Consider the following 14,162-nt stretch of genomic DNA (forward strand, 5'->3'; position numbering starts at 1 on the left):
ATTGAGTTTGATGAGCTAAACTTGCGACCAGTTTAGCGATAGAAAAACCCTAGCGAGCTAGGGTTTAAGAAAAAAGCTGGGCTATTATAGATAACTATCGAACATTGCGCTAATAGATTCTTCGTTATTGATACGACGAATTGTTTCAGCAACCATGCTAGCAACAGAAACTTGGCGAATTTTACCTAAGCTTAGTGCTTCATCTGAAAGAGGAATTGTGTCAGTAACAACCAGTTCATCAATCACAGAGTTACGAAGGTTATCAATGGCTTTGCCAGATAAAACAGGGTGAGTTGCATAAGCAACAACACGACGAGCACCAAATTGTTTGAGTGCATCGGCAGCTTTGCAAAGCGTACCTGCTGTATCTACCATATCATCAACGATCACACAGTCGCGATCTTTAACATCACCAATCAAATGCATCACTTGTGATTCATTTGCTTTTTGACGACGTTTATCGATGATGGCTAAATCGATATCACCCATTTGTTTCGCAACAGCACGGGCACGAACGACACCACCAACGTCAGGCGAAACAACCACAAGATTGTGATGTTGTTGCTGGCGTAGGTCAGCAAGTAACGCTGGCGTACCATAGATGTTGTCAACAGGAATATCGAAGAAACCTTGAATTTGGTCTGCGTGCAAGTCAATCATTACTACACGGTCAATACCAACAGTTGTGAGCATGTCTGCAACAACTTTCGCGGTAATCGGTACACGAGCAGAGCGTGGACGACGATCTTGGCGAGCATAACCAAAGTAAGGAATGACAGCAGTGATACGACCAGCACTTGCACGACGCAAAGCATCAGCCATAACCAAGATTTCCATCAGGTTATCATTGGTAGGGGCGCAGGTAGACTGAACGATAAAAACGTCTTTACCACGAACATTTTCAGTAATTTCAACTGAAATTTCACCATCAGAGAACTTGCTAACAGAAGCAGCACCTAAAGGAATATGTAAATGGCTTACGACTTTTTGAGCGAAATGTGGATGAGCACTTCCACTAAAAACGACAAGATTGGGCATGAAGCACCTGAGCGAGGGTTAAGCGAAGCAATGCTTCCACCGAGCGCAAGGGAAAAATTTTTAATTTTTCCGACGGGTAATTTGGAAACAATTTATTTATATGGCAGGGGCGGCTGGATTCGAACCAACGGATGCCGAGATCAAAACCCGGTGCCTTACCACTTGGCGACGCCCCTAATGCGGCAGAACTTTAAAGGTTTTAAAAGATAATGTCAATATATTTGAGCAAATATCAATATAAAACAAGTCTGTCTAAAGATATGGCAGGGGCGGCTGGATTCGAACCAACGGATGCCGAGATCAAAACCCGGTGCCTTACCACTTGGCGACGCCCCTAAATTCGATATTATGTAATGGCAGGGGCGGCTGGATTCGAACCAACGGATGCCGAGATCAAAACCCGGTGCCTTACCACTTGGCGACGCCCCTAAATATTACATATATCTACAGATGAAAATTGGCAGGGGCGGCTGGATTCGAACCAACGGATGCCGAGATCAAAACCCGGTGCCTTACCACTTGGCGACGCCCCTAACACGTAACTGAAAAATGTCTTAAAGGTGATTCTGCTAAACTATTGACCAAGTAAGCTTTACAAGGCGAGTTTTGCAAAATTTGCTCTATATCCATTTCACTGGTTACCTCAGTAAAAACACAAGCACCTGTACCCGTAAGCTTTGCTAGACCAAACTGATCTAAATATTGCATCGCTTCTTCTACTTCAGGGTATAACTGTCGAGCCAGAGGTTCAAAGTTATTTCCAAAATTAGAAGGTTCTAACTGATAGGCGCAAAATGTAGTGATCTTGGAATCTCTTGTCAATGTTTTTTGAGAAAAAAGCTGTTGAGTGCTGATAAAACAGTCAGGTTTTAAGATTATGAATTTTTTTTGAGCTAAGTCTATGAATGATAAATGTTCACCGATTCCTTCGGCCCATGCATTACGACCTAAAACAAAGATTGGAACGTCCGCACCAAGCTGTACACCATAATCGGCCAGTTGCTGTTCATTTAAGCCGCATTGCCAAAGTTGATTCAGTACAATCAGCGTGGTTGCCGCATTGGATGAACCACCGCCGAGACCAGCGCCCATTGGAATATTTTTCTCAATGCGAATATTCAAGCCACACAATTTTTGTGCATGTGGTTTAAGCAATTGTGCAGCACGATAGATTAAGTTTTGTTCAAGTTTGACTTCGCTTAAGCCTTCAATTTGAATCGTAGTTTCTGATGATGGTTTAAAAATCATCCAATCATATAAATCAATCAGTTGAAAAATAGTCTGTAATTCATGGTAACCATTTTCACGACGACCTGTGATATGCAAAAACAAGTTCAACTTGGCGGGGGAAGGCACTCTAATCATAAAAACAATCTAAATTATCGGTTTTGAATCACCATTGTAATACGGTTTTCTTTGTCATCGGCAAGTGCTTGCTTCAACAAAAGTTTATTGGGGAGGGTTTGCGCATCGTTATAACTAAAATCGACCGTCCAGCCATCTTCAACCAATTGCTTTAGACGATTATTTTCATCTTTATTCACTTGTGCATTTGAGGTCGCAGGTTTGGCTTGTACCCAATAAGCGAGATGCATAATTGGTGCTTGCCAACCTGTGGCTTTTTCAAGTAACTCTTCTGGGGTAGCTGCAGTAATTAGACCCGTTTTGGCACTGTTTAGCGTCACTTCACCAGGTTTTCCTTCAATTTGGGTCTTGCCGACGCCTAAAATTCCTGTGAGTTCAATATCAAACTGATCCTGTTGTTGAACCCATGTGAAAAAAGCACTACCTGATTGTTGTGGTGTACGGACACCGATTTTGCCTTGTAAGCTAAAATTATTTTCATCTTGAACTTGTGGTGATGCAATCACTTTATTTGGTTGGCTTAAATGTTGGCAGCCAGTTAAAAATAGAACGCTACTACTACATACGGTAATGCACAATTTTGAAAACAAGCGCATGAATTTAACTCTTTTTCACGGTGATGGGTAAGATTAAGCTATCAAGTTGTTGTAATTGTGGGGCATTGGCATGTTTTTGTTTCAATTGCTGTAACACCTCGCTAAATTGCGTGAGTGCGCCTTGCATATACAGGGCTTTGGCATAACGAATACCAATATTGACATTCTCACTCAGCGAATACGCCTGCCCTAAGACTTTAGCTGCTGTATCATAATCATTTTGTAAGAAGGCTATATAGCCTAAAGTATCGAGAATAGAGGCTTGTTCAGGTGCATAGTCGAGCGCTAGTTCTGCATACTTGCGTGCTTCTTTAAGACGACGGTTTTGCAGTGCCAGTGTATAAGCATAAGCATTGAGATAGGTCGGGCTGTTAGGTTCGATTATTAACAGTTGTTTTAAGGTTTTGTCTAATTTATCTCGGTCAGTATAGGGGTCGAGTAATAATACTTCGGCATAAATTAATTCTGGGTCATCTGGCAAGCTCTTAATCGCTTCATCCAGCAACGCTAGCGCCGCTTTCTTATTATCCATCTTCTTTAAAATATCAGCCTGTGCTTGATACAAGAAACTGGCATGTTGAGGATAATTCACCCGTTCTTGCGTCAAGAAACGTAAGGCATCATTCAGTTGCCCTTGCTTCTCGAAAATCGCGATCATATTGCGACGCGAAACAATATATAAACTACCATCAACTAGGCGATAGTAGGCTTTTGCAGTTTCATAATGCTGTTTACGTTGTGCATTGATTGCGAGGTAATAATAAGCTTCATTTTGATATTTTGCTGATGAGCGCAATTCAACCAGATATTGTTCGGCTTTTTCATATTGCTTTAAATCAATACTGGTCAGGCCTGCAATAAACAGGGCTTCTTCTGCCTTGGGATGATCTTTAATGATATCTTCAAGTTTGTCCAAGGCTTCTTGTTGCTGATTGATTTGAATGTAATATCGCGCTTCTGCCATTCGAACATCAATATTATTCTTATTTTTGCGACTCGCTTGAGCAAACCATTTTTGAGTTTCCTCATCATTGCGCAAAGCCATTAATAGGTTGGCTTTCATTAAAATGAAACTGGTTGATTTTGAACGCTTCCGCAATGCACGATTAATATTGTTCAGTGCCTGTTCATATAAACCATCTTGCGCTTCTAAACCTGCAATCAAAGCGAGAATCGAAGGGTTGTTGCGCTCTTCACTGGCACGGAGTGCATTGAGTAGAATCTCACGATCTTGTGCCTGTTCAGGTGCAATACCCGCTAAAATCTCTTCAAGATCGGCAGTAGGATCTATATTTAAAATCTTATCTAGTGTCTTGGCTGCTAACTCATATTCATGTGTTTTTAACGCGATATGCGACAAATAGAACAGGGCGGGAACATCTTTAGGTTCTTGTTCAACCCAATGGGTTGCAATATTTAAGGCAGCTTGTAAGTCATTGTATTCTAAGGCAATATCTAACGCACGCTGTTTGATGGTGGTTGAATTGCTACGAATGGCAAGCACAGTATAATTATGTAGCGCGGTTGCAATATCATCATAAGCAAGAGAAAATTCAGCAATCATGCTCTGTTGCAGTGCATGCTCAAAGCTCTTATCCGCATACATGTCGTGTATTGCTTGTGCAGAGACATAAGAGCTCATGCTACCTAACAACAAGATTGTGGTAGAATACCGTCGAATCGTCTTGCCGCTAAAAAGGGTACGGCGATATAGCTGACGCAATTTTTATTGATCCAAAGTAATGCTTTTTATGACACCGATGTTGCACAATAACATAAATTTAGCGAAATGATGATCTGATATGTCTTTCTTTGCATTGGGCGTCAACCATCAAACAGCCTCTGTTGAACTTCGCGAACAAATTGCTTTCAATGCAGAGCGATTAGCTGCGCTATTGCTTGAACAAAACCAACATGCATCATTGAATGATTTGGTGGTGGTGTCAACTTGCAACCGTACCGAAGTGTATGCCATGACAGAAGATGCGGATAGCGTCCTGAGTTGGCTGGCCCAAGTGAATAATATTGATGTAAAACAGTTAATTCATCATGTTTATCGTTACGAAAATGCCCAAGCTGTTACACATTTGATGCGCGTTGCTAGTGGTTTAGACTCATTGATGTTGGGTGAACCGCAGATTTTAGGACAAGTTAAAAGTGCATTAGCATTGTCAAAAGATGCAGAAACTGTTTCGCCAGAATTGAATAGTGTATTTGAATATGCATTTTACGCAGCAAAGCGGGTTCGCTCAGAAACTTCAGTTGGAAGTCATGCCGTTTCAATGGGTTATGCCGTTGCTCAATTGGCTTCACAAGTTTTTAGCCATACTGAAAAGTTGACTGTAATGGTGGTGGCTGCTGGTGAAATGAATAGTTTGGTTGCCAAGCATTTAGCGGAAATGGGGGTTGCTAAAATCCTGATTTGTAACCGTAGTCGTGAACGTGCTGATCTATTGGCACAAGAAATTGCCCATCAAGTTGATGTTGAAATTATTCCTTTTGCAGAGCTTGCACAGAATTTGCATAGAGCGGATGTGGTCTCAAGTTGTACAGGTAGTTTGCATCAAGTGATTGAATATTCAGATGTTAAAGTTGCACTTAAAAAACGTCGCTATCAACAAATGCTCATGGTCGATTTAGCTGTTCCGCGTGATATTGATCCCAAAGTGGAATCATTGGATAACGTCTATTTGTATGGCGTTGATGATTTGCAAAGCGTGATTGATGAAAACTTAGCGCAACGTCGTCAAGCCGCGGTTGAAGCTGAGATTATGGTCAATCAATTGGCGACCCAATTGATGACTCAGCAAAAGGTGAAAGAGGCGAGTGGAACTATTCAGGCTTATCGTCAGCACAGTGAAGATGTGAGTCAAAAAGAATTGGCACATGCTTTGGAATCGCTGCAACATGGAAATACTGCTGAACAGGTCTTGCAAGAGTTTGCACATCGCTTAACTCAAAAGCTGATGCACCCAACCTCAATTTTGCTCAGAGAAGCAGCCAAAGCTGAAAATCCAGATTACTTTGAATGGCTGCAACAGCATTTGCAAGATGTGTTTGAACATGAGCGTAAGCCACGCCAGTAATGACAGTTAAGACAATAAGCGCAAACTAATCTGTTTGGTCAATTCATTTAGTTGTTGGCGTAAATTACGCGATTCAATTAAAGAAATTGGTGATTTCAGTTTTAAGCGCAAATATTTCTCTTGTAGCCCCAAAGCATATTCCTTCGCCAGTTTGTCAGCAACTTCAGGTGCTTGGGTTAAGGACTGAATATTGGTACGCTGCATAATATCAGCCAGTTCATGGCTATAACTACTACAAGCGCCCAGCACATAATAGGTTGCAAGCTCCTGATCATCAGGAAGATCATCAAACACGATATTCAGTGCAGCGAGAATCTTCGCTAATAATTCATTTTGGTCAATCACCGCTCGCAGTTCTTCAAAATGAATATACAGGAAGGGATGGTGCATCAAAATCGCAACCGCAAAATCTTCATCTTTGGTCTGAATATTAAAAGATAGTGATGCATCATGGCTGATTTGTGGCGTGAAGCGTTTACCTAGACCGAGCTTCTCACGGAAAGACTGACTCAGCAAATAACGAAATGAACCGTGTTTAGGTAACAGTTCTGTTAACTCACGTAGTTCACCCATGACCAAGCTTTTGCCTTCAGGGGTACTGACGTCATGTTGTCCTGTTAAATGTGCGAACACAAAGTCAGATAACAGTGGTGCTTGTTGTAATAATTTTTGGAAATTTTCCAAACCTTCTCGACGAATCAGCGAGTCAGGGTCATGTTCATTTGGTAGTACAAAGAATTTTAATTCACGACCATCATTGAGCAGGGGGAGCGCAATTTCTAAAGTGCGTCGTGCTGCTTTCTGTCCTGCTGCATCACCATCAAAGGCAATGGTGATACGAGAATTTTGTTTAAACAGGGTGGTTAAATGATCGGCATTACTTGCCGTTCCCAAGGTCGCGACTGCACCATTGATGCCATATTGCTGTAGGGCAATCACGTCCATATAACCTTCCACCATCAGCCAATCATTGGCTTTGAGTTTGCGGCCTTCGTATAGACCATAAAGCAGCTGGTTTTTATGGAATACTTCAGAATCAGGTGAGTTGATATATTTCGGTTTTATCTCGTCGTTTAAGGCGCGGCCACCAAAGCCAACCACACGACCTTTATGATCGCGAATCGGGAAAATTACCCGTTCACGTAATAAATCGAAATCTCGACCGCTATCACTGGAACGAATCAAGCCCAGTTGTTTTAAACCTTCAATATCTTGTGGAAAGGCTTTTTCTAAATGCTGCCAATCTTCTGGTGCATAACCCAAACGCCAAAATTGAATGGTCTGTGAGGATAAACCACGCTGTTTGAAATAGTTTTGTGCCTTTTGACTGTTGGGTAATTGCCGTTCATAAAACTGAGCGACATTTTCTAACAAGTCGTAGAGATTACCTTCCTGTACCTGTTCATCCATGATATTGAAGGAAGGATCAAATTGTGCAAAAGGATCATCCATATAACGATCCATATCAACAAAATGATCATCAATGGATTCAGCGCTCGCAGATGTTGCTGGGCTTTGGTTTTCCTGTACAGGAGGCGTGACGGTGGATTGAGGTGCAGTAATTTGTTGTGGACTGCGTTTATAGGACAATTTTTTATTATCGTGATTATCTTTAGGGAGTTCGATACCAGTCTGATTGGACAGATCCTTCATCACATCAATAAAGTTACGACTGTCAATGTCCATCAAAAAGCGGATGGCATTACCATTGGCTTGGCAACCGAAACAATGGTAGTACTGCTTATCTCGATAAACATGGAATGAGGGTGACTTTTCCTGATGGAAAGGACAACAACCCGAATAGGTTCGCCCCGTCTTTTTTAACTTCACACGCTGACCGATCAAATCGACAATGTCGGTTCGATCTAAAATTTGATCAATCGTATGTTGTGGAATTGCCATGTGTGTTTAACCATTTAAGACGGGGAATAGAACATTGTTGCTCTGCAAAATGTCAAGAATCATTGTTGCATAAAATGAAAAACAGGCAAGGGGTGACTTGCCTGTTTGCTGTATCAAAGAATTGCAGATTAGTTGGCTGCATCATCCTCAGATGAGTTACTTGCTTCAGGTTTATCTAAAAGACCAAAGCTTAAACGATTTTTCCAACTTGGCTTATTTTCTGTTGCTGCTGGAGCTACAGGTGCTGCAACTGGAGCGGGTGTTGCTTGCTCAGCTTCTGGCTTACCGAGTAGACCAAAGCTTAAACGGTTGGTTAAGCTACGTTGTTCAGTATTGTTGGTTGCTTCATCTTTTTTGGTTTGAACCGTTTTAGATTCACGACCAAGTAAACCTAAAGTTGCACGATTCACCCAGCTACCTTCTTTACGCGCAGCACGTAAATTCACTTCACCATTCGATTTTACGAGATTCGGATAGTTGAGTTTTAAGATATCAATATATTGTTGCGAGGTCGCATTATCGCCAAGTTTTTGATAGCTATAAGCCAAAGTCGCTAATGCTTCAGGCGTTTGTGGTGTTTGCGGATAGTGTTCAATGACCCATTGTGCGCGCTCAGCAGCAGCAAGCCATGCTTTACGTTCAATGTTGAAACGTGCTGCATTCATTTCACTTTCAGCCAATTCTTGGCCGATAAATTTCATACGCTGTGCAGCATCAACTGAATATTGGCTGCTTGGGAAGCGGCGAATCAGTTCTACGAAGTTTTGATACGCTACTTTCACATAGCTCACATCACGGTGTGATTGCTGTAAAGAGGTATAGCGAATTAAGCTGTCGTAATTCATTTCCATGTTGGCTACGCCACGAACATAGTAGGCATAATCAACATTTGGATGCTGTGGATTTAAGCGAATGAAGCGATCTGCAAGTGCAATCGTACCTTCATAATCTTTTTGTTTGAATTTCGCATAAAGCAGCTCAAGTTGAGCTTGTTGTGTATATTGCCCAGTTGGATAGTAAGTATCTAAAGCTTCAAGTGACTTTACCGCATCAGTATATTGATTGCGCTCAAGCGATTTTATTGCTTTTTCAAAATAAACTTGTTCACTCGATTGTGGTCCTTTATCCACCACTTCTTTCTTACTTGGATTGCTGCTACAGCCCACAAATGCAGACGCTACACCTAAAGATAGTGCAAGCACCGTAATTTTATAACGTGGTAGCGACATAAAAACTCCTCTGTTATTCTGGGCAATGAGCTACAATGGTGCTATTAAACCATTTTTGTACCGATCATCAAATGACTTCAGCACAATCTTCCAATTCAAACTTCTCTGAAACAGATTTCTTACTCGAAGATTCTGTGGATGCAGATAATCATAATTCCGACTCAACTGCAACACGTTTATCGTTGCAAATTCAACTTGATGAAAACTATTTAGGTCAACGTATTGATCAGGTTGCCGCATTGGTTTGGAGCGAGTTTTCTCGTGAAAAACTCAAGCAATGGATGAAAGACGGTCATCTGTTGGTAAATGGTAACATTGTTAAACCAAAGTACCGTTGTGAAGGTAATGAGCTGCTTACGCTTGAAGTTGAACTTGAAGCACAAACATCGAGCCAGCCTGAAAATATTCCATTAAATATTGTTTATGAAGATGACGATATTATTGTGATCAATAAGGAAGTGGGGATGGTGGTTCATCCTGGCGCAGGTAATCCAACGGGGACCTTGGTGAATGCGTTACTTTATCATGCGCCAAAATTGGCAGAGCTGTCTCGTGCAGGCTTGGTACATCGTATTGATAAAGACACCAGTGGTTTATTGGTGGTTGCGAAAAATCTTGAAGCGCAATTTTCTTTGAGCAAGCAGTTAGCCAAGAAAACCGTTTATCGTGTTTATGATTTAGTTGTCTATGGCAATGTCATTGCGGGTGGCACTATTGATGAGCCGATTAAGCGTCATCCTGTTGATCGTATTAAGATGGCGATTTTACCGGGCGGACGTGATGCGGTAACACATTATAATGTGAAAGAACGTTTCCGTGACTTTACCCGTATTCAGGCACAACTTGAAACAGGGCGTACTCATCAAATCCGTGTGCATTTTAGCTATCTTGGGCATGGTTTGGTTGGAGACCCTGTTTATGTTAATCGTGTGCGTTTCCCCGCAGGTGCATCAGAAACATTAACTGATAAGCTACGTAGCTTTAAGCGTCAAGCTTTGCATGCAGCTAAACTTGGCTTGGTACATCCGCGTACGGGTGAAGAAATGATGTTTGAAGCACCTTGGCCAGAGGATTTTACTCAGTTGCTTGAAGTGTTGCGTAGTGAAAATGAAGCCTATTAAGTAAAGTTCCTTTTTAATAAAGGATGATTTGTTCAGCTCCTCCCTTTGAAAAGGGAGGTTGGGAGGGATTTTATGGAATTTGTACAAGGTCTACCTAAAGGCGTTTATGTTGGGCAAACACGAATCGAACATCCTCAAACTATTGCAACAGCAAATGAAAATCTGTCTGGATTTAATTTGGCGTTGCATGTCAATGATGATGCACAACGTGTTCAGCAGCATCGTATGGTCTTGTTGAATCAGTTATCTGTATTTGGTGTAGATAAAATCACATGGATGACGCAAACCCATAGCACGATTTGCCATACCGTGAATGAACAAATTCCATTTATTGCCCTTGAAGGAGATGGTCTAGTCACACAACGTGAAGGCCATGCTTTAATGATGATGACTGCTGATTGCCTACCTGTCGTCATGGGTAATGCCGACGGCACAGAAGTTGCCAATCTGCATGCCGGTTGGCGTGGTCTAGCCAATGGTATTATTGAAAATACTGTCACTGAAATGCAGTCTCAGCCGAGTTGGGCATGGCTAGGTGCAGCAATTAGTCAACCGTGTTTTGAAATAGGTGCAGAAGTCAAAGCCGCATTTTGTGAAAAATATCCTGAACTCGAAACTGCTTTTGTTGCTGGCCAAGTGGTGGGTAAATATCATGCGGACCTTTATGCGATTGCTCGCTTTATTTTAAATCGTTTGGGCGTAGAAACTGTTTTAGGCGGAGATCAGTGCTCTTATCAACAAGCCGAAGATTATTTTTCTTACCGCCGTGATGCAAAAACAGGACGAATGGCAACTTTTGTATTCATGCAATAAATTGCATTGGTTGTGTTGTTGATTCGCCATGTCGTAGTGAAAATGTTAAACTTGATCTAATTCATTGGTTTTTAAAATTCTCCATGTCTGTTATTGAGCAAATTATTCCCCAAGTTAAAGTTTGTGTGGTTTATCACAGTCCTTATGGACATACAGCCAAAGTTGCGCAATATATTACTCAGGGTGCCGAGCAGGCAGGTGCAGAGGTACATCTCATTTCTGTAGCAGCGCCACAGTGGGACTTATTAGACCAAGCTGATGTGATTGTTATTGGTTGTCCAACCTATATGGGCAGTCTCACAGCTGCATTGAAACAGTTTATGGAAGACTCCTCTAAACGTTGGTTAGCGCGGGCATGGCAAGGTAAACTGGCTGCTGGTTTTACCAATGGTGGCGGTCTCAGTGGCGACAAATTGGCGGTATTACAGCAGATTAATTTATTTGCGATGCAACATGGCATGGTGTGGGCTGGTTTACCATTTATGCCGACGGGAAGAAGTGCTTTAGATATTAACCGTATGTCGAGCTTTCTGGGCTTAATGACCCAGTCAGATAATGCCAGTGTTGAAATTACCCCACCAGAAGGTGATTTGGAAACTGCACGTAAGTTCGGAAAATATCTAGCTGAATTAAGATTGACACATATCCCAGTTTAATCTTGAGCGAAAAAAACCTCCAATTATTGGAGGTTTTTTTTATTTATACAGCAGACGAGATTTATCACGTTGCCAGTCACGGTCTTTTTCTGTAGCACGTTTGTCGTGTAATTGCTTACCTTTCACCAGTGCAATTTCCAACTTAACCAAACGGCCTTTCCAGTAACAAGCCAATGGTACACATGAATAGCCTTTTTGATTCACTGCACCCAACAGCTTTTCTAACTCACGACGAGAAAGTAGCAACTTACGCGTACGTGTTGCTTCCGGAACGACATGGGTTGATGCAGACAATAACGGCTGAATTTGTGAGCCCAGTAAAAAAGCTTCGCCATTTTTAAAAACCACATAGCTTTCAGTGAGCGTCATACGTCCTGCACGTAAAGACTTTACTTCCCAGCCTTGGAGTGACATGCCTGCTTCAAATTTTTCTTCGATAAAGTAATCGTGACGCGCTCTTTTATTTTGAGCAATCGTGCCACCATTATGTTTTTTTACAACTGTTGCTTGCGCCATAATCTAAACTTCCACAATTACAGCTATTGTGCCGTAAAACGCAACCTTTTTCCATTGTTTAGGAATTTCGCGTTTAGGCCGAACATTTGTTAAAATACGCGTCTTATCTCATTAACTAGAGTACAACGCATGTCTAAAACACGTGTGATTTATCCGGGGACTTTCGATCCAATTACCAATGGACATGTTGATTTGGTTGCACGAGCATCAAAAATGTTTGATGAAGTTGTGGTTGCAATCGCGATTGGTCATCATAAAAATCCTGTGTTTAGTTTAGAAGAGCGTGTTGAATTAGCCAAAGCATCATTGAGTCATTTGACCAATGTTGAGTTTGTTGGTTTTGATGGTTTGCTGGTTAATTTCTTCCGTGAACAGCGTGCAACAGCCGTACTACGTGGTTTAAGAGCAATTTCTGATTTTGAATATGAGTTTCAACTGGCGAATATGAACCGTCAACTTGACCCACATTTTGAATCTGTATTTTTAACTCCCTCTGAGCAATATTCATTTATCTCATCGACATTGGTAAGAGAAATTGCTCGTTTAAAAGGTGATGTGACCAAATTTGTGCCTGCCGTAGTGGTTGAGGCCTTTGAACGTAAACATCAACAAGGTTGGTAGTGTGTCTTTATATATTACAGATGAATGCATTAACTGTGATGTCTGTGAACCTGTATGTCCGAATGAAGCCATTTATATGGGTGAGCTGATTTATGAGATTGATCCTGCATTGTGTACAGAATGCATCGGTCATCATGATCAGCCACAGTGTCAACTGTTTTGTCCCGTTGATTGTATTCCGCTCGATCCGCAACATGTCGAATCGCATGATGACTTGATGGCGAAATACAAAAAGTTAACTGGGCAAAAAAATGCGAGCAATTAACTTCGATCTTTGATAAGATGCGCCACGAAGTGGGCTGGACGGTCGCTGCTGTGGAGGTCTCCGTGACTGAAACAGGGGAGGAAAGTCCGGGCTTCATAGGGCAAGGTGCCAGGTAACGCCTGGGCGGCGAAAGCCGACGGCAAGTGCAGCAGAGAGTAGACCGCCAATCCCTCCATTCCTCCCTTTAATAAAGGGAGGCTAGGTAGGATTAGGTAAGGGTGAAAGGGTGTGGTAAGAGCGCACCGCGTGTCTGGTAACAGTTCACGGCAAGGTAAACCCCACCGGAAGCAAGACCAAATAGGAATCCTGAGGCACGGCCCGTGCTGGATTCGGGTAGGTCGCTTGAGCGTATGAGTGATTGTACGCCTAGAGGAATGATCGTCCTCGACAGAACCCGGCTTATAGGCCCACTTCTCAAATTTTTTAAAATTGTGCTTGACGTGTGTATTGAAAGTTAAGATAATGCGCCCACAGTTTTCGGCTATGTAGCTCAGTTGGTTAGAGCACCGCACTCATAATGCGGGGGTCACAAGTTCAAGTCTCGTCATAGCCACCATTTTATAGACCACGCTCCTGCGTGGTCTCTTTTTATCTGCAGTTTTTATAACATTCAAAAAACAATCTTTTGACTCGATATTAGTTTCCACTTTGATAAAAGTCCTATCATCATCAAATTTTGTCATAACAAACGAGATCTGTTGAAATTTGATCAATTGATGTTTGATAGCATAAAAACTGTTCATATGTTCTATATTTTCAAGATCATAGACTTGACCAATTGGGTCGGAAACTAGATAATGCGCACACAGTTTACGGCTATGTAGCTCAGTTGGTTAGAGCACCGCACTCATAATGCGGGGGTCACAAGTTCAAGTCTCGTCATAGCCACCATTTTAAAAACCACGCTCCTGCGTGGTTTCTTTTTATCTGCTTATTACGTAAAAATAATTCATC

Annotated in this window: 13 protein-coding genes, 6 tRNA genes and 1 other RNA gene; 9 read left to right on the forward strand and 11 right to left on the reverse strand. The window is 41.9% G+C overall.

The window, feature by feature from the left end:
• Window positions 1-84 precede the first annotated feature (84 nt).
• From NDN11_RS04290 to NDN11_RS04325, 8 genes are all read right to left on the reverse strand, one after another.
• The gene (locus tag NDN11_RS04290) at window positions 85-1,038 is read right to left on the reverse strand and encodes a ribose-phosphate pyrophosphokinase (RefSeq protein WP_005273299.1); all 954 of its coding nucleotides are present in this window, start codon (window positions 1,036-1,038) and stop codon (window positions 85-87) included.
• A 101-nt stretch (window positions 1,039-1,139) separates the two neighbouring features.
• Window positions 1,140-1,214, reverse strand: a tRNA-Gln gene (locus NDN11_RS04295).
• A gap of 85 nt (window positions 1,215-1,299) precedes the next feature.
• A tRNA-Gln gene (locus NDN11_RS04300) sits at window positions 1,300-1,374 on the reverse strand.
• Window positions 1,375-1,392: 18 nt separating this feature from the next.
• Window positions 1,393-1,467 (reverse strand) — tRNA-Gln (locus tag NDN11_RS04305).
• Between the two features lie 29 nt (window positions 1,468-1,496).
• Window positions 1,497-1,571 (reverse strand) — tRNA-Gln (locus tag NDN11_RS04310).
• Complete coding sequence (gene ispE, locus NDN11_RS04315) at window positions 1,570-2,403, reverse strand: 4-(cytidine 5'-diphospho)-2-C-methyl-D-erythritol kinase (protein WP_251110872.1); 834 nt, start codon at window positions 2,401-2,403, stop codon at window positions 1,570-1,572. Before ispE ends, NDN11_RS04310 begins: the two co-directional genes overlap by 2 nt.
• Before the next feature lie 14 nt (window positions 2,404-2,417).
• The gene (lolB, locus tag NDN11_RS04320; protein WP_167248004.1) at window positions 2,418-2,999 is read right to left on the reverse strand and encodes a lipoprotein insertase outer membrane protein LolB; all 582 of its coding nucleotides are present in this window, start codon (window positions 2,997-2,999) and stop codon (window positions 2,418-2,420) included.
• Window positions 3,000-3,003: 4 nt separating this feature from the next.
• Entirely contained in the window at window positions 3,004-4,722 is a 1,719-nt protein-coding gene (locus NDN11_RS04325) for a tetratricopeptide repeat protein (protein ID WP_251110873.1), read from the reverse strand.
• Between the two features lie 79 nt (window positions 4,723-4,801).
• Here NDN11_RS04325 and hemA point away from each other — a divergent pair, with 79 nt between their 5' ends.
• A complete protein-coding gene (hemA, locus tag NDN11_RS04330; protein ID WP_167248005.1) occupies window positions 4,802-6,085 on the forward strand; it encodes a glutamyl-tRNA reductase in 1,284 nt (427 codons plus the stop codon).
• Window positions 6,086-6,091: 6 nt separating this feature from the next.
• Here the strand turns inward: hemA and NDN11_RS04335 are convergent, their stop codons facing one another.
• On the reverse strand, window positions 6,092-7,987 hold the full coding sequence (locus tag NDN11_RS04335; RefSeq protein WP_251110874.1) for a DNA primase: 1,896 nt from the start codon (window positions 7,985-7,987) through the stop codon (window positions 6,092-6,094).
• A 128-nt stretch (window positions 7,988-8,115) separates the two neighbouring features.
• On the reverse strand, window positions 8,116-9,216 hold the full coding sequence (locus NDN11_RS04340; protein WP_167248007.1) for an outer membrane protein assembly factor BamD: 1,101 nt from the start codon (window positions 9,214-9,216) through the stop codon (window positions 8,116-8,118).
• A 71-nt stretch (window positions 9,217-9,287) separates the two neighbouring features.
• On the opposite strand from NDN11_RS04340, the gene rluD reads away from it, so the two are divergent.
• The 3 genes from rluD to NDN11_RS04355 all read left to right on the forward strand — a co-directional run bounded on the left by rluD (window position 9,288) and on the right by NDN11_RS04355 (window position 11,806).
• Window positions 9,288-10,337 carry a 23S rRNA pseudouridine(1911/1915/1917) synthase RluD gene (rluD, locus tag NDN11_RS04345; RefSeq protein ID WP_167248376.1) on the forward strand — a complete coding sequence of 350 codons (1,050 nt, stop codon included), beginning with the start codon at window positions 9,288-9,290 and terminating at the stop codon, window positions 10,335-10,337.
• A gap of 72 nt (window positions 10,338-10,409) precedes the next feature.
• The gene (gene pgeF / locus NDN11_RS04350) at window positions 10,410-11,150 is read left to right on the forward strand and encodes a peptidoglycan editing factor PgeF (RefSeq protein WP_251110875.1); all 741 of its coding nucleotides are present in this window, start codon (window positions 10,410-10,412) and stop codon (window positions 11,148-11,150) included.
• A gap of 83 nt (window positions 11,151-11,233) precedes the next feature.
• A complete protein-coding gene (locus NDN11_RS04355; RefSeq protein WP_151716560.1) occupies window positions 11,234-11,806 on the forward strand; it encodes a flavodoxin family protein in 573 nt (190 codons plus the stop codon).
• A 39-nt stretch (window positions 11,807-11,845) separates the two neighbouring features.
• Here the strand turns inward: NDN11_RS04355 and smpB are convergent, their stop codons facing one another.
• Window positions 11,846-12,322 carry an SsrA-binding protein SmpB gene (gene smpB, locus NDN11_RS04360; protein WP_005190982.1) on the reverse strand — a complete coding sequence of 159 codons (477 nt, stop codon included), beginning with the start codon at window positions 12,320-12,322 and terminating at the stop codon, window positions 11,846-11,848.
• A 129-nt stretch (window positions 12,323-12,451) separates the two neighbouring features.
• Here smpB and coaD point away from each other — a divergent pair, with 129 nt between their 5' ends.
• From coaD to NDN11_RS04385, 5 genes are all read left to right on the forward strand, one after another.
• Window positions 12,452-12,943, forward strand: coding sequence for a pantetheine-phosphate adenylyltransferase (coaD, locus tag NDN11_RS04365; protein ID WP_099948220.1), 492 nt, complete (start codon window positions 12,452-12,454; stop codon window positions 12,941-12,943).
• A 1-nt stretch (window position 12,944) separates the two neighbouring features.
• Window positions 12,945-13,208, forward strand: a complete 264-nt coding sequence (locus tag NDN11_RS04370) for a YfhL family 4Fe-4S dicluster ferredoxin (protein ID WP_004805118.1) — start codon at window positions 12,945-12,947, stop codon at window positions 13,206-13,208.
• Between the two features lie 26 nt (window positions 13,209-13,234).
• Window positions 13,235-13,626, forward strand: an RNA gene (rnpB, locus tag NDN11_RS04375) — RNase P RNA component class A.
• A 61-nt stretch (window positions 13,627-13,687) separates the two neighbouring features.
• Window positions 13,688-13,764, forward strand: a tRNA-Met gene (locus NDN11_RS04380).
• Window positions 13,765-14,022: 258 nt separating this feature from the next.
• Window positions 14,023-14,099, forward strand: a tRNA-Met gene (locus NDN11_RS04385).
• Window positions 14,100-14,162 lie beyond the last annotated feature (63 nt).

It is taken from the genome of Acinetobacter sp. C26M (assembly GCF_023702675.1).
In the GTDB taxonomy this organism is placed as follows: Bacteria; Pseudomonadota; Gammaproteobacteria; order Pseudomonadales; family Moraxellaceae; genus Acinetobacter.